Below are 19,580 nucleotides of genomic sequence, written 5' to 3' on the forward strand. Positions count from 1 at the left end.
CGCGCGTTTTGCTTTTGATACGCCAGATTTTCCGCCCTAACGTTTACCCTATGTTTTCAGATAACCAGCAAACCTTATAATCGACTGCCATGCGAACCCGCACCGTCACCCTTACCGAACAGGTCACGCGCCAGTTGCGCGCCGATATCGAAAGCGGCGCCTACCCCGTCGGCAGCCGCCTGCCGACCGGCCGGCAGCTGGCCGAGCAATACGGCGTCAGCGCCGCCGTGATCCGTGAAGTCACCGAGCACCTGCGCTCGCAGGGCTTTGTCGAGTCGCGCCAGGGCGTCGGCTGCACGGTGCGCTCGCGCACCGGCGCATCCGGCTTCCAGCTGCCGCGCGATCCCGAGTTCGACGCCGCCGAGCTGGCCGACCTGTACGACCTTCGCATCGACCTGGAAGGCGCCGCCGCGGCGCTGGCCGCGGTGCGCCGCACCGATGACGACGTGGCCGCGCTGGCGGCCCTGCTGCAGCGCCTGCAGGCGCGGCTCTACGACCCGCAGCCGGCCGCCGATCTCGACGCGGCCTTCCATATCGGCATCGCCGCCGCCACGCACAACCCGTACTACCGCCAGCTGCTGCAGTATCTGAACCTGCAGCTGCACCAGGCCGTCGCCACCGCGCGCGCCAATACGCTGCGCCAGCCCGGCCTGGCCGAGACCGTGCATGCCGAACACGAGGCCATCGTCGCGGCCATCCGCCGCGGCGATGCCGGCGCGGCGCGCGCGGCGGCGGTGGCGCACCTGCAAAGCGCGGCGCGCCGCCTCGGACTTGCGCTACGCGTGCGCGCCGACGCAGCCACGGCGCCTGGCGCCACCAGCCCCGCATCCCTTTCCTGACAAGACACCACCATCATGCAAAACGGATCCCTTGCCCAGCGGCTCACCGAAGCCCTTGGCCCCGACACCGCGCTGACCCATCCCGACGAGATCGCGCCGTGGCTGTCGGACTGGCGCGGCATCTACCGTGGCCAGGCCCAGGCGGTGCTGCGGCCCCGTAGCGTCGACGAAGTGTCGCGCGCGCTGGCGCTATGCCAGCAGGCCGCGGTGCCGGTGGTGCCGCGCGGCGGCAATACCGGCCTGTGCGGCGGCGCCACGCCCGACGCGCGCGCGCAGAACGTGGTGCTGAGCCTGGACCGCATGAACGCGGTGCGCTCGCTCGATACCATCGCCAATACCATGGTGGTCGAGGCTGGCTGCATCCTGGGCAACCTGCGCCGCGCGGCCCAGGACGCCAACCGCTTGCTGCCGCTGTCGCTGGCTGCCGAAGACTCGTGCCAGATCGGCGGCAACCTCGCCACCAATGCCGGCGGCGTCAACGTGGTGCGCTATGGCATGACACGCGAACTGGTGCTGGGGGTCGAAGCGGTGCTGCCCAACGGCGAGGTCTTCCACGGGCTGCGCACGCTGCGCAAGGACAATACCGGCTATGACCTGAAGCAACTGCTGATCGGCTCCGAAGGCACACTCGGCGTGATCACCGCGGCGGCGTTGCGCCTGTTCCCGCGCACCGATACGCGCAGCGTGGTGCTGGCGGCAGTGGCCTCGCCCGCGCAGTCGCTGGCGCTCTATGAACTGCTGTTCGAGCAATGCGGCGCACGTCTGCAGGCCTTCGAATTCTTTACCGGTGATTGCCTGGACCTGGTGCTCGCGCATGCGGAAGGCGTGCAGGAACCGTTCGCGCAGCGCTATCCCGCCTATGTACTGGTGGAGCTGGCCGACACCACCGACGAGGCGGCGCTGAACGCGCTGCTGGAACGCGTCATCGGCGAGGCGCTGGAGCGCGAGCTGTGCCTCGATGCCGCGGTCTCCGCTTCACTCGCGCAACTGCAGGCGCTGTGGAAGCTGCGCGAGGAAATCTCCGAAGCGCAGCGCGCCGACGGCCCGCACCTCAAGCACGACGTGTCGCTGCCGATCGAGCAGATCCCCGCCTTCATGGCATCGATGGAAACCCGGCTGCGCGCGCTCGATGCCGCGATCCGGCCCTTCGTGTTCGGACACTTCGGCGATGGCAACCTGCACTACAACCTGTCGCGTCCGGCCGGCGCCTCAAGGGACTGGGCAGCCACGCAAGGCGATGCCGTGACCGATGCGGTGCTGGACGAAGTGATGCGCTACGGCGGCAGCATCAGCGCCGAGCATGGCATCGGCCAGCTCAAGCGCCATGCCTTCCTGGCGGTGAAGGATCCGCTGGAATTGCGGCTGATGCGGGAGATCAAGGCGGTGTTCGATCCGGCCGGGATCATGAACCCCGGCAAGCTGCTCTGACCGCTGTCGCACCAAAGCAAAACGCGCCGCATTGCGGCGCGTTTTTCCGGTCAGGCGTGCGGGCTCAGATCCCGCGCGATTGCTGCGAGGCCAGCACCGCGTGGGCGCTGCCCGGCCCCTGCGTCAGGTTCGGCGAGGACGGGAAGCCGCGCTGCGGCGAGGACGGCGAATGCTCGAGCCAGTCCTTGACCCGGTTGGCATCGGCAAAGCGCGACAGCTTGCCGGCCGAATCCAGGAACACCATCACCACGTTGCGCCCATGTACCCGCGCCTGCATCACCAGGCACTGGCCGGCCTCGGAGATAAAGCCGGTCTTCTGCAGGCCGATCTCCCAGTTGCCGCCACGCACCAGGCGGTTGGTGCTGACGTAATGCTGGGTGCGGCCGAGCACGTTGACTTCATGCTCGGTCTGGGTCGAGTACTCGCGGATGGTCGGGTTGCGGTACGCGGCATTGACCATGCGCACCAGGTCGGTCGCGCTCGACACGTTGCTGCTCGACAGGCCGCTGGAATCGACGAAATGGCTGTCGTTCATGCCGAGTTCGCGCGCCTTGCGGTTCATGGCCTGTACAAAGGCGGGCAGGCCGCCCGGGTAGTGGCGGCCCAGCGCCGAAGCGGCGCGGTTCTCGGACGACATCAGCGCCAGCAGCAGCAGTTCCTGGCGCGTCAGCTGCGTGCCGAAGCGCAGGCGCGAGCTGCTGTGCTTCTCGGTGTCGCGGTCTTCCTCGGTGATGGTCAGCACCTCGTCCATCGGCAGGCGCGAGTCCATCACCACCAGCGCGGTCATCAGCTTGGTGATCGAGGCAATCGGCAGCACGGCGCCGGCATTCTTCTGGAACAGCACCTCGTTGGAGTTCTGGTCCATCACCAGGGCGACGCTGGAGCGCAAGGCCAGCGCATCGTCCGTGTCGCGCAGGCCCATGGCCTCGCCCAGCGACGGCTTGGAAGGTGTAAACGCAGCCCGCACCGGGTCCGCGCGCTGCGCCACCACGACATGGCGCTTGCCCTTCTTGAGCACCACCACCTTGCGCGTGGAGCCTGCTTCGCTCTTCGCGACCCTGGCGTTGCGGGCGCTCTTGGCAACAGGCTTCGAAGCGGTCTTTTTCTCCGTTTTAGCGGATTTTTCCTGCTTTTTGCTTGTTTTTTGCGTGGATGAGGCCTTGGTGGCCGCTTCGGCCACAGGCACCGCGACCATCGACACCGACACCAGTACCGCGGCGGCGACGGCGGACAAGGGTGTGGAGCCGAAGAATCTGGAGAAAATGGAATCAGACCGGAACATGATTCGTTCAGCGCATAGGAATGGCGCTAGTGTAGGAAAGAAAGAAATTGTTAGCAAGATTAAAGACTTACAGACGCTCTTTAAAGTTCGATTCACATACCTTTCCACAATGTGAAAAAAGTAAGTGATGCGTCACGTCCGCTTTCGAACTCGAACCAAGCGCAGTCAGGCTCACCCTTGCTACCCCTTCGTAGCGACGAAGCCAATACGCAAAGTCTCTTGGGATATCGGCGTCCATCGTTACATGTTGAAACAAATTTCACTATGAGAGAAAACGCGCAAACCCGCTGACCGGCTCACGTTCCGTGGTGAGGCGGTTTGCGACGGCCTCCGGATCGGCAAAACCCAACGACATGCCGCACACCACCATTTCTTCAGGTGGCAGCCGCAGGTGGCTGGCGATGATCTTGTGGAACTGCGTGAACGCCGCCTGCGGGCAGGTATCGAGCCCGCGTGCCCGGGCGGCGACCATGATGCTTTGCAGGAACATGCCGTAGTCGAGCCAGCTGCCCTGCTCCATGATGCGGTCGATGGTGAAGATGATGCCCACCGGCGCATCGAAGAAACGGAAGTTGCGCGCATGCTGTTCGTGCATGCGCGCCTTGTCCTCGCGGCTGATCTCGAGCAGCCCGTACAGGTCCCAGCCCACCTTGCGCCGCCGCGACAGGTACGGATCGGCCCATTCGCGCGGATAGTACGGGTACTCCTCCCGATACTTGCTGTCGCGCTCGGGATCTTCATAGGCGGCCAGCACGTCGGCGCACAGCTTCGCCTTGGCCTCGCCCGACAGCACATAGACGCGCCACGGTTGCGTGTTGGTACCGGACGGCGCGCGGCTGGCCACCGCCAGGATCTCTTCGACGGTGCTGCGCGGCACGGGCGTATCGAGAAAGGCCCGCACCGAACGCCGCGTCAGGATCGCACGATCCACGCAGTCCACGGCATCCTGCGAGCCGAGTTGCTTCTCGTGGGACATCTTGTTCATCTCCTGTTGCCCCGTCCTATTCCCGTGCGCCCGTCACCGCGCCCGCCGCCGCCAACGGCAGCAGCGCTTCGCGCAACGCGCCCGGCAGCGGTACCGGCCGGCGCGTAGCGCGATCGACATAGACGTGGATGAAATGCCCTTGCGCGGCAGCGACTTCGTCGTCGCCGCTGAACAGGCCGACCTCATAGCGCACGCTCGACGTGCCCAGCCTGGCTACGCGTAAACCCGCTACCACGGTCTCGGGAAAACTGAGCGACGAGAAGTAGTTGCACTGCGTCTCGATCACCAGCCCGATGGTGTCGCCCGACGTGACATCGAGCACGCCCTGCCGGATCAGGTAGGTATTCACCACGGTGTCAAAATAACTGTAGTAGACAACGTTGTTAACGTGGCCATAGACATCGTTGTCCATCCAACGCGTGGTGATCGGCTGGAAGTACGGATAGGCACTGCGCGATTCGGCTTGCGGTTTCATGGGGCGAGAGAGGAACAGGACGCGAGGCAGTACGAAATGCGAAAATTCTGAACCAGCGGCCTACGCGATACGAACGCGCAGCCGCTAGCGACGGATGACAAGCGCGACACCAAGCGCGGCCAGCACCATGCCAGCGGCCGCCAGCGGCGGGAAACGCTCGCCGAACAAGAGCCAGGCCATCACCGCCGTGGTGGGCGGGGTCAGGTACATCAGGCTGGACACCCTGGTGGCCGCACCCTGGCGGATCAGCAGGAACAGCAGCGAGATCGCGCCGATCGACAACGCCACCACCGACCACGCCAGCGCGCCGAGCATGGCGGCAGTCCACTGCACCTCCCGCGTCTCGAACAGGAACATCAACGGCACGCAGGCGAGCGCCGCCGCGGCGAACTGGATCACCGAACCCATGCGCAGGTCGAACACCGGGCAGAAATGCCGCTGGTAGACCGTGCCCACGGTAATGCTGAACAACGCGCCGCCAGCCAGCGCGAGGCTGGCCGGCGTCAAGCCGCTGGCACCGAGCTTGTTCGCCACCACCAGCGCCACGCCGGCGATGCCCAGCAGCAGGCCCAGCCATTGGCGTGCGCCGATGCGCTCGCCCATGCGCGTGGCGATCAGCGCGGTCAGGATCGGCTGCATGCCGACGATCAGCGCCGATACGCCTGCCGGCATGCCGAGCCTGATCGCGGCCCATACGCCGCCGAGATAGCCCGCCTGCAGCAGCAGGCCTGCCACCGCGATATGCCCCACCGCGCTCCAGTCGGTGGCGGTCGATCCCGTCGCGCGCGGCAGCGGCACGCGCGCCAGCAGCACGAACGGCACCATCAGCACCAGCACGCCGGCAAAGCGCAGGAACAGGAAGGTCATCGGCTCTGCGTAGGGCATGCCGTATTTGGCGACGATAAAGCCGGTGCTCCAGATCAGCACGAACAGCCACGGCATCGATGCCACCCACAGCGTGGCGCGCGGGCTGGCCGCACCGCTGCGGCCCGACTCGATCGCCTCGCTCATGATGCCAGCCGCGCGGCAAGTTGCGCATACCGGGCGTGATATTGCGCGGCGAGCCGCACCGTCTGCGCATGGACGGCAACGGTGTCTTCGATCTGGTTGCCGTAGCCGCCGGCCATGGTCACCGCCACCGGCAGCCGGCGTGCTTGCGCGGCGTCGAACACCAGGCGGTCGCGCCGTGCCAGGCCAGCCATGGTCAGTTTCAACCGCCCGAGCCGGTCGCCCTCGTGCGGGTCCGCGCCCGCCAGGTAAATCAGCAGGTCGGGTTCGAAGCGGCGGAACAGCGTGTCCAGCGCTGTCTGCAACGCCTGCGCGTAGGCCTCATCGTCGCAGCCATCCGGCAGGCCAACGTCGAGGTCGCTCGCTTCCTTGCGGAACGGGTAGTTCTTCTCGCCGTGCAGCGACAGCGTAAACACCGACGGGTCGCCGTGCAGGATCGATGCGGTGCCGTTGCCCTGATGCACGTCGAGGTCGATCACCGCGACGCGGCGCACCACCCCGTCGCGCTGCAGCACGCGCGCGGCGATCGCGGCGTCGTTGAAGACGCAGAAGCCGCCGCCCTTGTCCGCGTACGCGTGGTGCGTGCCGCCCGCCAGGTTCACGGCAATGCCTTCACGCAGCGCGCTGCGGCAGGCCTCGATGGTGGCGCCCGCCGAACGGCGCGAGCGCTCCACCATCGCTTCGGACCAGGGAAAGCCGATCTCGCGCTGGCGCGCCGCGTCGAGCGTGCCGGCCGAGGCGGCCTCTACGTATTCCGCCGTGTGCGCCAGCAGCAGCGCATCGTCGCCGGCGCGCGGCGCCTCGGACAGGCGCAGCCCCGGCACCTGGGCCGACACTGCGTCGCGCAGCATGCTGTACTTGCGCATGGGGAAGCGATGTCCGGGCGGCAACGGCAGCACGAAGTGGTCGGCGTAGAAAGCGAGCATGCAAAGAGGCCTGGGCGATTATGTTCACATCTTGTTGATATTCCGGCCTCGGCCGGCCGTACCGGCGCGGGCAGCCTGGGATGGTAGCACCCCTGCCCCGGCATTGCCGCCCGAGCCGGGAAATGGCCACAACGCCACTTGCCGTATACCTTCCCAACCGGATTTTGTGCGACGCACAAAATCTCCTTGACATTGATTCGGCCGCCCCTACAATACGGCTTGTTGCGGCGCACAAACGCACAAACGGCGCCCTGACCCACCCACACGCCTGGGCTGGCCGAAACGGGCACAACACCGTCACGGCCCTGACATCTAGGCGGCTTAATTTGCTTGACCTTGAAGTTCACCACTGGAGACCAGCAATGATCCTCACCCCGGAACAAGTCGCAGCAGCACAAAAGGCTAACCTCGAAACGCTGTTCGGCCTGACCACCAAGGCGTTTGAAGGCGTCGAAAAGCTCGTCGAACTGAACCTGCAGGTGGTCAAGACCACCTTCGCCGAAAACGTCGACAACGCCAAGAAGGCGCTGTCGGCCAAGGACGCCCAGGAGCTGCTGGCGATCCAGGCTGCAGCCGTGCAGCCGGTCGCCGAAAAGACCCTGGCCTACACCCGTCACCTGTACGAGATCGCTTCGGAAACCCAGAGCGAATTCGCCAAGGTGGCCGAGGCCCAGCTGGCCGAAGGCTCGAAGAACGTCCAGGCCCTGGTCGAGAACTTCGCCAAGAACGCCCCGGCCGGTTCGGAATCGACCGTGGCCATCGTGAAGTCGGCGATCTCCGCTGCCAACAACGCCTACGAGTCGGTGCAGAAGGCGACCAAGCAAGCGGTCGAAATCGCTGAAACCAACTTCCAGGCCGCCGCTTCGGCTGCCACCAAGGCTGCCCAGCAAGCCAGCGCCACGGCCCGCACGGCCACGGCGAAGAAGGCCACTGCTGCCTGATAGCCAGTGTTGAAGACGGACCGGCCCCGGCCGGTCCGTTGGCAAAGCCCATTGCCACGCGTTGCCGTGGGCTTTGCCAACGATGAAGGGAGTGCCCTGACCGACTGGCCCGGCGCTGCCTTGTCTGCCGATGTCTCCTCGGTACCGCGGTCTCCTTGTCCAAAGGTATCGTTAAACCCGACCTCTACAGGTCGGGTTTTTTTTTGGCCCATAAGCCAGCAGTTGCCCTGCCGCTGCCTGCCGTGAAAGGCTGATGTCGGCGACTCGTGGCGGTTAATTGCAAAATAAGGGTGCAGCGCGGATTCGAGGAGCGGATTGCGCAATTGCCGTGTTCTACGTCAGTTCGCGGCGTGCCGTTTCACTATCGCCACGATCGAATCCAGCCGTGCCCGGTCGCATGCCAGGGTCACCCCATCGGTAAAGACCGGCTGGGCCAGGCGCGTCAGCACGTCGCCCGGCGGCGCTTCGACCACCAGGCGCGCGCCATTGGCATGGGCGAGCAGCATGGTTTCATGCCAGCGCACTGGTGTGGCCATGTTCAGCGCCAGGTCGTCGGCAATCTGTCCCGGGTCGCGCAACTCGCGCGCCTTGCTGGCGCTGAAATAGCGCGCCGCGGGCCTGGTCAGCACCACGCCCTGCATGGCCCGCTGCAGCGCCTGCGCCGCGCCATTGAGCAGCGGGCAATGCGATGGCACATGGATCGCGACCGGCTTCGCGGCCTGCGCGCCGGCGGCGAGCGCCAGTGCCGATACCTCGGTCATTGCCGCCTCGCTGCCGGCGATCACGGTCTGCGTCGGTGCGTTGAAGTTGGCAAGGTATACCGGCCGTTGCGGCGAGCACACCTGCGCCACCAGCGGCGCGAGCCGGGTGCAGTCGAGTCCCAGGATGGCGGTCATGCCGTAGCCGCCGGGATAGGCCTGCGCCATCAGTTCCCCGCGCAGGCGCACCAGGCGCAAGGCATCGGCAAAGGAGAGCACGCCGGCAGTCACCGCGGCGGCATACGCGCCGATGGAAAGGCCGGCCACGGCGTCGGCACGGGCGTCGTGCGCGGCCAGGCACCGTGCCATCGCCACGCCTGACGTCAGCAGGCACAGCTGGGTCCAGACCGTGGATTGCAGGCGCTCGGGCGTATCCATCTCCGCCACCGGCACCTGCAGGACTTCCTCCGCTTCGGCCAGCACGGACACCACGGCCGGATCGCCTGGCAGGTCCCTCAGCATGCCGGGCCGCTGCGTTCCCTGCCCGGGGAACGTGATCAGGACTTGCATGGCGATGGTTGCCACGGGTTGTCGCACAGGCACGGACCGTGATCGGTCTTCAGCAGCACCCTGCCCCCGCTGCGCAGGCGTTCCAGCAGCGAAAAGCCGCCGTACGGTGTCGCGATCTGGATGTCGACGCGGACTGGCGCGTTGCGCTGCAGTTCGCCAAGCAGCTGGAACTGACTGGCCGGCAGCGGCTGGTCTGCCTGCACGACCAGGTCGAGGTCGCTGTCGGCATGCAGCACGTTGGCCAAGCATGCGAGCGAGAAGGCGGCGCTGCCGGTGACGCCCCAGCGGATGCCGGCGGCATCGAGCCGGCCGGCGATGGCCTCGAGCGCACGGATTGCTGGCAATGCCGCCAGCGCCGGGCGCAGGCGCCAGGCACACCCGGCGGCCAGGTCCATCGGCGTGACGAGCCTGCGGATCGCCGACGGCGCAATCCACGTGCCGAAGCGCTCTGCGCGCGTGCTGCCGCGCAGGCCGACCGGGATCTCCCCCGGCCGGCGGCCGTCGCGCCGCACGACCACCGGCGTGTCATGCAGCGCCGGCAGCGAGACCCACGCCGGCAGCGCGGCACACTCCAGCGCACTGGCCGGGTCGTCCAGCCAGATCAGGTCGTGCGGCGCGGGCGCGGCGAGGTTCAGGCTTGCCATTGCCGCGCCAGGCACGCGCGCACCTCTGCCGATGCTTTACGGTTGGTGCCGCCCAGGCGGCCTTCAAGGCCCTGCGACGGGTCGCGGCGGATGTCGGCCAGCGCGGACAGGATGGTGTCGCGCGCGAGGTGCACATCGGCTGCCAGCGGCGCGCTGGCCGACTCGACCTCGATCAGCCGCCACAGGATGCCAAGCGTGGCGAAGTTCTCGATGTCATAGGCCATCGGCGGCACCGTCGACGCCAGCGCCTCCAGGTCCTCGACCGTGCGCATGGTGATGCGCGCAGCGGCTTCCTTGCCCATCGCATGCACCAGCACGCCCCGGTCATTGAGCGCGATGATCCGGTTGGCCTGGTAGCCGTGCGCGAGGAAGGCGCCCGACATGGCGCGCCCGACGATCAGCGCCACCACCGGATGCCCGGCCAGGCGCGCCTCGGCATATGCGGCCACCGCGCCGGCCAGCGACTGGTGGATGCCCAGTGCCTCCTCGCGCCGGCCGTAGGCCTGGCTGGGCGTATCGACGATCGCCACGATGGCGCGCTTGGCCGGCGCGGCGCGGTCCGCCTCGATCGCCTCGCGCACCGCGCGCGCCAGCGACCAGCCCTCGAGCAGCCCGGCTTCGCCGTTGCGCGCGCGCGGGAAGCGGCTGGCGGCATCGGGCACCAGCGCAATCCAGCGCACCGCGGTGCCGGCCAGTTCGCCGTCGGCCACCTGCACGGAATCCGGATAGCCCGGTTGGCGCGACGCGGCCGGCGCCAGCGCCTGCAGCCAGCGTTCGCCGCGGCTGGCTTCGCGCGCGGCAGCGGGATGAAGTGGTGCGTTCATGCGTCGGTCCCCCGTTGAAACAGTGCCTGCACCTGCGCGGGCGTAGGCTGGGCGCTGGCGTCGTACCCCTGCAGCGCGGCCAGGTATTGCGCGACTTGCTCGCTGCGATGGCAGGCGGCGACCGGCTCGCGCAGCAGCGCGGCAACCTGCGCGCGCATTGCCTCGCAGTCGTCGTCGACATACGCATCGGCGAAACCGGTGGCGACGCGCTGCGTGCCACCGGTGAAGCTCCAGATAAAAGGCCGGTCACGCGAGTCGTACTCGGCGATGCCCGCTTCCTGCTCGATCACGGCCGGGCCGTTCAGCCCCAGCCGGCCCTCCTGCGTCATCACCAGCGCGCTGCACAGGCCGGCCGCGATCGACATGCCGCCAAAGCAGCCCACCTGTCCCGCGATCACGCCGACCACCGGCTGGTAGCGGCGCAGATCAACGATCGCGGCATGGATCTCGGCAATCGCGGCCAGGCCAAGATTGGCTTCCTGCAGCCGCACGCCGCCGGTTTCCAGCAGCAGCACCGCGCGCGTCGGTTCGCCGCGGCGGTTGTCTTCGGCCGCCAGTTCCAGGGCCCCGGCGATCTTGGCGCCACCGACCTCGCCCATGCTGCCGCCCTGGAAAGCGCCCTCGATGGCCAGCACCACCGCCGGCATCCTATCGATGCGCCCCTTGGCCACCACCACGCCGTCATCGCTCTGCGGCACCACGCCTTGCGGCGGCAGCCACGGCGACTGCAGGCCGTCGAACGGCCCCGCCAGCTCGCGGAAAGTGCCCGGATCTAGCAACGCACGTGCGCGCTCGCGTGCGCCGAGTTCGATAAAGCTGTTGCGCGCCAGCAGTTCCGCGGTATTCATGCGCCGTCTCCTTGTTGCGGGCCGCCCAGCGCTTCAAAGGCTTCCGCCAGGCGCATGCCGACCACGCCCGGCGTCGCGCCGAAATCGTGGATGCGGATCTGCATCGATGCGCGCGGCTCGGCGGCGAAGACGCGCGAGAGCTGCGCATCCCAGACGCGGTCATAGCCATTGACCGAGGTAGTGACCTCCACCGTGGTCTTGCCGCCCTGGCCCGGCTCGACCACTACCTCGAGGTCGCCTGACCCCACCACGCCGACCAGTACGCGCCCGGTGGCAGGCTGTCCCGCCGGGAATTCAAATCGCAGTTGTTCCATCAAAGTCCCCTGAAGTCGTTATTCGCGGCCGATCTCGCAGCCGTCACGCCGGCAGCCCCGTCCCGCGACAGCCGGTCGAGGAAGATCGTCGCGGCCAGCAGGTCCGCCGCGCCGCCCGGCGAGGCCCGTCGGGCCAGCATGCCGGCATCGAGGCTGCGCAGGTGGCGCCGGCCCGCCACCGTGCCCGCGCCGCCTGCCGACAGCACCGCCCTGGCACCGGCCTGCATGTAGTCCAGCCCGGGCCGCCCCGACCTGGCCAGCACGCAGGTATCGTCCAGTTCGCTCATCAGCGCGAGCAGCGCGTTCAGGCGGGCCGTCGCTTCGGTATCGCCGCGCGCGCGGCTGCGCTGCAGCGCCGGCAGCGCCAGCCGCGTCACGTGCGGGAAGCCCGCGCGCGCCTGCGCGCGCGCCCCGCCGACACCGTAGGCCAGGCAGGCGAGTTCGCCCTTGTTGCCGGTGAGCACCGGCCGGTGCCGGTCCGCCAGCGAGGCAATGGCTCCGGCCGTGGCGCTGATCGTCCCGGCACTGGCGGCCAGCCCTGCGGCACTCGCGTGCGCCGCGGCGCCGACCAGCAGGCCGATGCACCAGATCGCGCCGCGATGCGTGTTGACGCCACCGGTGGCGGCCAGCATCACGGCCTCGGCCTCGCGGCCGAGCGCGCCCAGCTGTTCGCGCAGGCCATAGCCCACACGCGGCGCCTGCAGCCCGGCATCGGCCATGGCCGCGAACGAAGGCCCCAGCGCATGCGCCGAGCGCAGCATCAGCGGCAAGGTCAGGTCGGCATGGGCCCCGCTGCCGCGGCTGTCGACCAGGCCGGGCTTGGGCGAGAGCTGCGCCTCTTCGGCGATGGCGCCGACGGCGAGTCCTGCCAGCGCCTCGGCGTGGGCCGAGGCCGCCGGGCGCTGCGCGGGCGCGTACGGGGCCTGCGCCTGCAGGATCCTTGCGGTGGCGACTGCCATTACCAGCTCCGGAAGCGTGCCGGCGGCTCGTACAGCCCGCCGGACCAGTCGACCAGGTCGGCCATGCTCTTGGCCGCCAGCAGGCTGCGCGTGGCCTGGCTGCGCTGCACGCCCAGGTCTTCCGGCAGCGCGATCAGGCCGTCGCTGCGCATCCGGCGCGTGGTAGCGGGATCGTGCTTCAGGCCGATGGGCGTGACGCCGGCCACGGCGGCAATCATCCGGCGCCGCTCCTCCAGCGATTGCGCCTTGTAGAGGTAGGCGATGCCCTCTTCGGTCAGCACGTGCGTGACGTCGTCGCCGTAGATCATCACCGGCGCCAGCGGCATGCCGCTTTCGCGCGCGACCTCGACCGCATCCATCGACTCGACGAAGGTCGGCTTGCCGCCGGCCTGGAAGGTCTCCACCATTTGCACCACCAGCTTGCGGCCGCGCGCGAGCGGGTCGTCGGTCTCGATCAGGTCGAGCCACGCCGGCGTCGGGTGCCGGCGCCCGCCCGGCTGGTGGCCCATGTTGGGCGCGCCGCCAAAGCCGGACAGCCGCCCGCGCGTCACCGTGGACGAATGGCCGTCGCCGTCGATCTGCAGCGTCGAGCCGATGAACAGGTCCACCGCGTACTGGCCGGCAAGCTGGCAGAAGGCCCGGTTCGAGCGCATCGAGCCGTCCGCGCCGGTAAAGAAGACGTCCGGCCGCGCGGCGACGTAGGCTTCCATGCCCAGTTCGCTGCCGAAGCTGTGCACGCTCTCGACCCAGCCGGTCTCGATCGCCGGAATCAGGGTCGGGTGCGGGTTGAGCGTCCAGTACTTGCAGATCTTGCATTTCAGACCGAGCGCCTCACCGTAGGTCGGCAGGATCAGCTCGATCGCCGCGGTGTTGAAGCCGATGCCATGGTTGAGCGACTGCACCTGGTGGCGCTCGTAGATGCCGCGGATCGCCATCATCGCCATCAGCACGTGCACCGGCTTGATCAGCCGCGGGTCGCGCGTGAACAGCGGTTCGCAGAAGAACGGCTTGTCCGCCTGCACCACGTAGTCGATCCAGGAGCCCGGCACGTCGACGCGCGGCAGGTCCGCGGGATCGTCGACGATCTCGTTGACCTGTGCGATCACCAGGCCGTCGCGGAAGGCTGCGGCCTCGACCAGCGCCGGCGTATCTTCAGTGCTCGGACCGGTGTAGAGGTTGCCCTGGCGATCCGCCTTGTAGCCGGCGATCAGCACCACATTGGGCACCAGGTCCACGTACAGCCGCGAATACAGCTCGATATAGGTATGGATCGCGCCGACTTCGAGCTGTCCGTCTTCCAGGAACTGCGAGATGCGGATGCTCTGCGCGCCCGCGTACGAGAAATCCAGCTTGCGCGCAATGCCGCGTTCGAACAGGTCGAGGTGCTCGACCCGGCTGACGCTGGGGATGATCATGTGGAGCGCATGCACGCGCGCCGGATCGACCTGCGCCAGCGAGCGCGACAGGAAGTCGGCCTGCTTCTGGTTGTTGCCCTCCAGCACCACGCGGTCGCCGGACGCCAGCACGGCTTCCAGGAACGCGACGATGTCGCTGGTCGGCACCACCTTGCCGTCGGCAATGGCTGCGGCGTTCTGCTTGCGGCGCGCCTTGGCTTCCCTGCGGGTATTCCACTGTCGGCCCGTGCTGATGTGGGTCATTGCGTCTCCGGCTGGTGTCTGTCTGATGCGTCCACCTTAAACACGCGGACTTCACCAAACAATGACGCCGGGAAATGAACCGTTACGCTGGCCGGAAGCGAGCCTGGGCGTGGGCGCAGCGCCGTCCGGGTGCCTTACTCGTCGGCGTCGCGCATCGCCATGCGGCAGGCCGCGGCCAGCGCCAGCAGGTTGGGATCGCGCTCGCGGCGGCGCAGGAAGTTCAGGGCGATGGTTTGCTTGATGTCGTATTCGGCGGCCAGCGGCACGAACGCCACATCGCGCGAATACACGCCTTTCACCCGGCCCGGCAGCAGCGTATAGCCGATGCCGCCGCCCACCAGGTTCATCAGCGAAAAGATATCGCCGACCTTCATCACCACATTAGGCGTGAATTCGGCAATGCGGAACGCCTCGACAAAGCCGCTGTAGGTGACGAAACCCTCGCTCAGGCTGACGAAGGGCTCATCGCGGCAAGCGCGCAGGTCCACCGCGGGCATCGAGGCATAGGGCGAACCGGCCGGCGCCGCGAAAAAGATATCGTCCTCGAACAGCGGGATCGACTCGATCTCCGGATCGGGCTCGGGCACAGCCATCAGGGCGGCGTCGATCGAGCCCTGCTTGAGCTTCCGCAGCAGGTCCGCGTTCGAACCCAGCACCAGATCGGTCTGCAGTTCCGGGCGCCGCAGCTTCAGGCCGATCACGACCTTCGGCACGGTCTGGACCGTCAGCGAATAAAGCGACCCGATCTTGACCTGGTCGGCCGAAAAGCCGGCGGCCTCGCGCGTGGCGCGGATACCGTCGGCCATGGCCTTGAGCACTTCCCGGGCCGTATCCGCCAGCACATGGGCGGCATCGGTCGGTATCAGGTTGCGGCCCTCGTGGCGGAACAGCGCGCAGCTGGTGCCCTGTTCCAGCGAATGCAGCGCGCGGTGCACGCTGACCGTGCTGGTATCGAGAATTTCGGCCGCCTTGGCCAGGTTGCCCGATTCCATGAACGCCAGCAGGGCTTCGAGCTTGCGGAAGGTGATCTCTTCGCCGATGCGGATTCTCATGGGTCGGGCAATGGTTGAGGGCAGGCTCCTATCTTAGCCGCGTGCCGGCCAGTGCGCACCGCTGGGTGCAGCTGGCCGCGGCTAACCGGGCAGCTTCATGGTCGGAAGTCTGGGTAGCGGCAACAGGTATCAGAGCACGACGAAGACAAGCCACAGCATCACCGGCGCAATCACAGTCACCAGTGCGCCATAGATCAGCAGCGTGCGGAAGAAGGCCTGCCGGTCCACCCCCTGCGCGTTGGCGAGCACCAGTGCGCCGTTGGTCGAGAACGGGCTGACGTCGACGATGGTCGAGGACACCGCCATCGCGGCGATAAAGCCGATGGCGCTCACGTCAGAGCCCTGCTGCAGGAACGGCACGGCCAGCGGGATCAGCGAACCCAGCACGGCGGTCGACGAGGCGAAGGCCGACACCACCGCGCCGACCACGCACAGCAGCAGCGCGGCCATCAGCGGCGACGTCAGGCTGGCGACGCTGTGGCCGACGAAGTCGATGGTGCCCATCTTGTCCATCACCCCGACGAAGGTGCTGACGCCGACGATCAGCATGATCTCGGGCCACGACACCTGGCCCAGCGCACGCTTCTGCAGTTCTGGCGCGATCAGCGCGAGCAGCAGCGCGATGGTCAGCGAGACAAAGCCGATATCGAGCTTGAAGTAGAGCGTCAGCACCGCCAGCGCGACCAGGCCGGCTACGGTCAGGTACTGGTAGAGGCCGGCCGGGGCCGCGGCCACAGCTTCCCCTTCGCTGCCAAGCAGCGCAGTGCGGTCGCGTGCCATCGTCTTCTGCTCCTCGAGGCCGGCTTCGGCCTCCGCATCGCCGTAGATCTGCGCGCCCTGTGCCGGCACGGTGCGCGCGCCGAACGGCGCCCCCATGGCCAGCACGCCGCCGGCCACCGGTTGCAGCGCGGGCGGTGCCGCTTGCCGCATCAGGCGCAGTCCGCCCAGCGCAACGAAGAGGCCGGCGGCCACGGCGAGGTTGACGCCAAGGCTGGCGAAAGCCGTCGCCATCTCGTTCAGCGGGAGACCTGCCTTCTGCACGATCTTGTTGGTGATGCCGCCATAGATGCTGATCGGCGAAAAGCCGCCGCCCTGCGCGCCATGGATGACCATCAGACCCATCAGCAGCGGATTGATGCCATAGCGCGCGGCAAAGCCCAGCGCGATCGGCGCGATGATGGCCACCGCCGCCGGACTGACCGCGCCGACCGACGTCAGCAGCGCCGCGATCAGGAACATGATCCAGGGAATGGCGGCGATCCGGCCGCCCACGGCCCGCACCGCGAGCCGCACCAGCCAGTCGATCGTGCCGTTGTTCTGCGCCACCGCGAACAGGTACGTGATGCCGACCAGCGTCAGGAACAGGTCGACGGGAAAGCCGGCAAGGATGGCCTTGGCCGGCATGGCCGCGACCAGGGTGCCAACCAGGAAGGCACCGACAAAGGCAAGTGCGCCCATGTTGACAGGCAGTACCGTAGCGATGACGAACATCAGCCCTAGCACCGAGATGGAAATGACGTGTGACGACATAGCGGCTCCGTGGCGGCCTGCGCGTCCGCGCACACCGACCGGCAAGTAAGTCAGGGGAACGCAGCAGCGCGGCGGGCCGGCTGCCGGAGATTCAGGTCTGCCGCTACGGCAACGTATCGAAGGGATGGGCCATGATGTTGTCTCCTTGTCTGTGAGGCCGCATGGAACGGCGCCGACCGGGTCCGAAACTGCGTCCGGCATTCTCTTGTTGGTCTGGCTGAACGATATGGCGCCGGGGCGGGGCCATCAATTAAGCGCTTGGACCGATCCTTACGGAAAGCGGAAAGCAGGCGTGCGAGCAACGCCGGACGGCCAGCACAAAGACGGGTTGCTTTGCCATGGAGACTGAATGGCGCGATGTCGGCCGAGCCATCGAAGTGCTTCTAGAGAAACTTCAAACCCCTACAACCAGAAGCTGTGGGTTATAGAAAGTTCGGCCTTATCACGGCGCTGTACCTTCGCCCCGACATGAGATCGCGGGGCATTGCACCTCGCCTGATCGGGGTGGCGCTGCAGGAAGGGCGCGAGCGAGGATGGAAGCGCCTGGAGGTCGGCGCACCGGCTCAGCCAAGACGGAAGCGCAGGCTCGCGTTCTATCGGGACAACGGCTTCGAGGAAGTCGGCCCCTGGCTTCGCCGCATGTCAGGACGCAGCCGCGACGTTAGTCATCGCGTCCCTTTGTGAAGAAACTGATTGGCCCGGTGATTACGCTGGTCGCATCATCGGCACTGCCAGGCTTGATGCCTGTGAGTAACCCGCTCGTTGCACACACTGCTGGTCCGCACGGGGCAGACCAGCAGTGTGTGTCAGGCCGGGATCAACGCTTGCGCGGCGGCGGCACGTCGGTACACGTGCCTTCGTAGATCTCGGCCGCCATGCCGATCGACTCGCCCAGCGTCGGGTGCGGATGGATGGTCTTGCCGATATCCACCGCGTCGGCGCCCATCTCGATCGCCAGGCACACTTCGCTGATCAGGTCGCCGGCGTGCGTGCCGACGATGCCACCGCCGATCACGCGGTGCGTTTCCTCGTCGAAGATCAGCTTGGTAAAGCCCTCGTCGCGGCCGTTGGCGATGGCGCGGCCCGAAGCGGCCCACGGGAACACGCCCTTGCTGTACTTGATGCCCTGCGCCTTGCACTCGTCTTCGGTCAGGCCGGCCCAGGCCACTTCCGGATCGGTAAAGGCCACCGACGGGATCTGCTTGGCATCGAAGAAGGCCTTCTCGCCATGCGCGGCCTCGGCGGCCACGTGGGCTTCGTGCACGGCCTTGTGTGCCAGCATCGGCTGGCCGACGATATCGCCGATCGCGAAGATATTCGGCACGTTGGTGCGCATCTGCTTGTCGACGTCGATAAAGCCGCGCTCGGTCACGGCCACGCCGGCCTTCTCGGCGCTGATGCGCTTGCCGTTGGGCGAGCGTCCCACCGACACCAGCACCAGGTCATAGCGCTGCGGCTCGGCCGGTGCGGCTTCGCCCTCGAAGCTGACGTAGATGCCGTCCGGCTTGGCTTCCACCGCGACCGTCTTGGTATTCAGCATCACCTTGCCGAAGCGGTCCTTGTTCTTCTTTTCCCAGACCTTGACCAGGTCGCGGTCGGCGCCGTTCATCAGGCCCGGCAGCATTTCGACGACATCGATCTCCGCGCCCAGCGTGCTGTACACCGTGGCCATTTCCAGGCCGATGATGCCGCCGCCGATGACCAGCATCTTGTTGGGCACTTCCGGCAGTTCCAGCGCGCCGGTCGAGTCGACGATGCGCGGGTCTTCCGGGATGAAGGGCAGCTTCACCGCCTGGCTGCCGGCGGCGATGATGGCCTTCTCGAAGCGGATCACGGTCTTCTTGCCGGTGCTGCGCTTGCCCTCGCCCTCGGTCAGTTCGACTTCCATGTGGTGCGGATCGAGGAAGTTGCCGATGCCGCGCACCACCTGAACCTTGCGCGCCTTGGCCATGCCGGCCAGGCCGCCGGTCAGCTTGCCCACCACCTGGTTCTTGTAGTGGCGCAGGCCGTCCAGGTCGATCTTGGCTTCGCCGAAGAGGATGCCGTGGGCGGCCAGCGCCTTGGCCTCGTCGATCACCGCGGCGTTGTGCAGCAGCGCCTTGGACGGGATGCAGCCCACGTTCAGGCAGACGCCGCCGAGCGTGCTGTAGCGTTCCACCAGCACGGTGTTCATGCCCAGGTCGGCGGCGCGGAAGGCGGCCGAGTAACCGCCAGGGCCGGCACCCAGCACCAGCATCTCGCACTGGATATCGGCACCGCCGGCATGGCTGGCGGCCGCCGGGGCGGGCGCTGCGGCGGGCGCGGGGGCCTGCGCGGGTGCCGGGGCCGGGGCCGGGGCAGGCGTGGCGGCTGCTCCAGCCTGGGCCTCGATGGTGCAGATCACCGCGCCCTGGCCCACCTTGTCGCCGACCTTGACCTTGACGTCGACCACCTTGCCGGCGGCCGACGACGGCACGTCCATGCTGGCCTTGTCGGACTCCAGCACGATCAGGGACTGCTCCACCTCGACCGTGTCGCCGGCCTTGACCAGCACCTCGATCACTTCAACCGCGTCGAAATCGCCGATATCCGGCACCTTGACTTCGATCACACTCATATT

General features: G+C 67.5%; 19 protein-coding genes. 4 read left to right on the plus strand and 15 right to left on the minus strand.

Annotation, left to right across the window (positions count from 1 at the left end):
• Window positions 1-89 precede the first annotated feature (89 nt).
• The gene (locus MKD50_RS12770) at window positions 90-839 is read left to right on the plus strand and encodes a FadR/GntR family transcriptional regulator (RefSeq protein ID WP_115706665.1); all 750 of its coding nucleotides are present in this window, start codon (window positions 90-92) and stop codon (window positions 837-839) included.
• 15 nt (window positions 840-854) lie between these two features.
• On the plus strand, window positions 855-2,267 hold the full coding sequence (locus MKD50_RS12775) for an FAD-binding oxidoreductase (protein ID WP_252667274.1): 1,413 nt from the start codon (window positions 855-857) through the stop codon (window positions 2,265-2,267).
• Between the two features lie 64 nt (window positions 2,268-2,331).
• On the opposite strand, the gene pbpG is transcribed toward MKD50_RS12775, so the two are convergent.
• The 5 genes from pbpG to MKD50_RS12800 all read right to left on the minus strand — a co-directional run bounded on the left by pbpG (window position 2,332) and on the right by MKD50_RS12800 (window position 6,943).
• Complete coding sequence (pbpG, locus tag MKD50_RS12780) at window positions 2,332-3,549, minus strand: D-alanyl-D-alanine endopeptidase (RefSeq protein WP_252667275.1); 1,218 nt, start codon at window positions 3,547-3,549, stop codon at window positions 2,332-2,334.
• 262 nt (window positions 3,550-3,811) lie between these two features.
• Window positions 3,812-4,534 carry a nitroreductase gene (locus tag MKD50_RS12785; protein ID WP_115680017.1) on the minus strand — a complete coding sequence of 241 codons (723 nt, stop codon included), beginning with the start codon at window positions 4,532-4,534 and terminating at the stop codon, window positions 3,812-3,814.
• A gap of 16 nt (window positions 4,535-4,550) precedes the next feature.
• A complete protein-coding gene (locus MKD50_RS12790) occupies window positions 4,551-5,009 on the minus strand; it encodes an acyl-CoA thioesterase (protein WP_115706663.1) in 459 nt (152 codons plus the stop codon).
• A gap of 84 nt (window positions 5,010-5,093) precedes the next feature.
• A complete protein-coding gene (locus MKD50_RS12795) occupies window positions 5,094-6,020 on the minus strand; it encodes a DMT family transporter (protein WP_252667276.1) in 927 nt (308 codons plus the stop codon).
• On the minus strand, window positions 6,017-6,943 hold the full coding sequence (locus MKD50_RS12800) for a histone deacetylase family protein (protein ID WP_115706661.1): 927 nt from the start codon (window positions 6,941-6,943) through the stop codon (window positions 6,017-6,019). The genes MKD50_RS12795 and MKD50_RS12800 overlap by 4 nt, the downstream gene beginning before the upstream one ends.
• Window positions 6,944-7,305: 362 nt before the next feature.
• Here MKD50_RS12800 and phaP1 point away from each other — a divergent pair, with 362 nt between their 5' ends.
• Complete coding sequence (gene phaP1 / locus MKD50_RS12805) at window positions 7,306-7,884, plus strand: TIGR01841 family phasin PhaP1 (RefSeq protein ID WP_115706660.1); 579 nt, start codon at window positions 7,306-7,308, stop codon at window positions 7,882-7,884.
• 338 nt (window positions 7,885-8,222) lie between these two features.
• Here the strand turns inward: phaP1 and mdcH are convergent, their stop codons facing one another.
• From mdcH to MKD50_RS12850, 9 genes are all read right to left on the minus strand, one after another.
• Complete coding sequence (gene mdcH, locus MKD50_RS12810; protein ID WP_252667277.1) at window positions 8,223-9,152, minus strand: malonate decarboxylase subunit epsilon; 930 nt, start codon at window positions 9,150-9,152, stop codon at window positions 8,223-8,225.
• Window positions 9,140-9,796, minus strand: coding sequence for a malonate decarboxylase holo-ACP synthase (locus MKD50_RS12815; protein ID WP_252667278.1), 657 nt, complete (start codon window positions 9,794-9,796; stop codon window positions 9,140-9,142). The genes mdcH and MKD50_RS12815 overlap by 13 nt, the downstream gene beginning before the upstream one ends.
• Window positions 9,784-10,620 carry a biotin-independent malonate decarboxylase subunit gamma gene (mdcE, locus tag MKD50_RS12820; protein WP_252667279.1) on the minus strand — a complete coding sequence of 279 codons (837 nt, stop codon included), beginning with the start codon at window positions 10,618-10,620 and terminating at the stop codon, window positions 9,784-9,786. Before mdcE ends, MKD50_RS12815 begins: the two co-directional genes overlap by 13 nt.
• The gene (locus MKD50_RS12825; RefSeq protein WP_252667280.1) at window positions 10,617-11,468 is read right to left on the minus strand and encodes a biotin-independent malonate decarboxylase subunit beta; all 852 of its coding nucleotides are present in this window, start codon (window positions 11,466-11,468) and stop codon (window positions 10,617-10,619) included. The genes mdcE and MKD50_RS12825 overlap by 4 nt, the downstream gene beginning before the upstream one ends.
• Entirely contained in the window at window positions 11,465-11,782 is a 318-nt protein-coding gene (locus tag MKD50_RS12830; protein WP_252667281.1) for a malonate decarboxylase subunit delta, read from the minus strand. Before MKD50_RS12830 ends, MKD50_RS12825 begins: the two co-directional genes overlap by 4 nt.
• Window positions 11,782-12,741, minus strand: coding sequence for a triphosphoribosyl-dephospho-CoA synthase (locus MKD50_RS12835; protein ID WP_252667282.1), 960 nt, complete (start codon window positions 12,739-12,741; stop codon window positions 11,782-11,784). The genes MKD50_RS12830 and MKD50_RS12835 overlap by 1 nt, the downstream gene beginning before the upstream one ends.
• The gene (gene mdcA, locus MKD50_RS12840) at window positions 12,741-14,399 is read right to left on the minus strand and encodes a malonate decarboxylase subunit alpha (protein WP_252667283.1); all 1,659 of its coding nucleotides are present in this window, start codon (window positions 14,397-14,399) and stop codon (window positions 12,741-12,743) included. The genes MKD50_RS12835 and mdcA overlap by 1 nt, the downstream gene beginning before the upstream one ends.
• Before the next feature lie 134 nt (window positions 14,400-14,533).
• Window positions 14,534-15,451 carry a LysR family transcriptional regulator gene (locus MKD50_RS12845; protein WP_252667284.1) on the minus strand — a complete coding sequence of 306 codons (918 nt, stop codon included), beginning with the start codon at window positions 15,449-15,451 and terminating at the stop codon, window positions 14,534-14,536.
• A gap of 129 nt (window positions 15,452-15,580) precedes the next feature.
• A complete protein-coding gene (locus tag MKD50_RS12850) occupies window positions 15,581-16,981 on the minus strand; it encodes an SLC13 family permease (RefSeq protein ID WP_252667285.1) in 1,401 nt (466 codons plus the stop codon).
• 417 nt (window positions 16,982-17,398) lie between these two features.
• On the opposite strand from MKD50_RS12850, the gene MKD50_RS12855 reads away from it, so the two are divergent.
• Window positions 17,399-17,665: a GNAT family N-acetyltransferase gene (locus tag MKD50_RS12855; RefSeq protein ID WP_256461660.1), complete on the plus strand. Its 267-nt coding sequence runs from the start codon at window positions 17,399-17,401 to the stop codon at window positions 17,663-17,665.
• A 133-nt stretch (window positions 17,666-17,798) separates the two neighbouring features.
• On the opposite strand, the gene lpdA is transcribed toward MKD50_RS12855, so the two are convergent.
• A complete protein-coding gene (gene lpdA / locus MKD50_RS12860) occupies window positions 17,799-19,577 on the minus strand; it encodes a dihydrolipoyl dehydrogenase (RefSeq protein ID WP_115706650.1) in 1,779 nt (592 codons plus the stop codon).
• Window positions 19,578-19,580: the final 3 nt, after the last annotated feature.

Source organism: Cupriavidus mimosae (genome assembly GCF_023952485.1).
GTDB lineage: Bacteria > Pseudomonadota > Gammaproteobacteria > Burkholderiales > Burkholderiaceae > Cupriavidus > Cupriavidus taiwanensis_C.

Coding starts and splice junctions, on each gene's coding strand:
- mdcA (WP_252667283.1), bottom strand. CDS start 14,399: ATGACCCACATCAGCACGGGCCGACAGTGGAATACCCGCAGGGAAGCC.
- MKD50_RS12835 (WP_252667282.1), bottom strand. CDS start 12,741: ATGGCAGTCGCCACCGCAAGGATCCTGCAGGCGCAGGCCCCGTACGCG.
- mdcE (WP_252667279.1), bottom strand. CDS start 10,620: ATGAACGCACCACTTCATCCCGCTGCCGCGCGCGAAGCCAGCCGCGGC.
- MKD50_RS12775 (WP_252667274.1), top strand. CDS start 855: ATGCAAAACGGATCCCTTGCCCAGCGGCTCACCGAAGCCCTTGGCCCC.
- phaP1 (WP_115706660.1), top strand. CDS start 7,306: ATGATCCTCACCCCGGAACAAGTCGCAGCAGCACAAAAGGCTAACCTC.
- pbpG (WP_252667275.1), bottom strand. CDS start 3,549: ATGTTCCGGTCTGATTCCATTTTCTCCAGATTCTTCGGCTCCACACCC.
- MKD50_RS12815 (WP_252667278.1), bottom strand. CDS start 9,796: ATGGCAAGCCTGAACCTCGCCGCGCCCGCGCCGCACGACCTGATCTGG.
- MKD50_RS12830 (WP_252667281.1), bottom strand. CDS start 11,782: ATGGAACAACTGCGATTTGAATTCCCGGCGGGACAGCCTGCCACCGGG.
- mdcH (WP_252667277.1), bottom strand. CDS start 9,152: ATGCAAGTCCTGATCACGTTCCCCGGGCAGGGAACGCAGCGGCCCGGC.
- lpdA (WP_115706650.1), bottom strand. CDS start 19,577: ATGAGTGTGATCGAAGTCAAGGTGCCGGATATCGGCGATTTCGACGCG.
- MKD50_RS12850 (WP_252667285.1), bottom strand. CDS start 16,981: ATGTCGTCACACGTCATTTCCATCTCGGTGCTAGGGCTGATGTTCGTC.
- MKD50_RS12795 (WP_252667276.1), bottom strand. CDS start 6,020: ATGAGCGAGGCGATCGAGTCGGGCCGCAGCGGTGCGGCCAGCCCGCGC.
- MKD50_RS12800 (WP_115706661.1), bottom strand. CDS start 6,943: ATGCTCGCTTTCTACGCCGACCACTTCGTGCTGCCGTTGCCGCCCGGA.
- MKD50_RS12770 (WP_115706665.1), top strand. CDS start 90: ATGCGAACCCGCACCGTCACCCTTACCGAACAGGTCACGCGCCAGTTG.
- MKD50_RS12825 (WP_252667280.1), bottom strand. CDS start 11,468: ATGAATACCGCGGAACTGCTGGCGCGCAACAGCTTTATCGAACTCGGC.
- MKD50_RS12785 (WP_115680017.1), bottom strand. CDS start 4,534: ATGAACAAGATGTCCCACGAGAAGCAACTCGGCTCGCAGGATGCCGTG.
- MKD50_RS12790 (WP_115706663.1), bottom strand. CDS start 5,009: ATGAAACCGCAAGCCGAATCGCGCAGTGCCTATCCGTACTTCCAGCCG.
- MKD50_RS12845 (WP_252667284.1), bottom strand. CDS start 15,451: ATGAGAATCCGCATCGGCGAAGAGATCACCTTCCGCAAGCTCGAAGCC.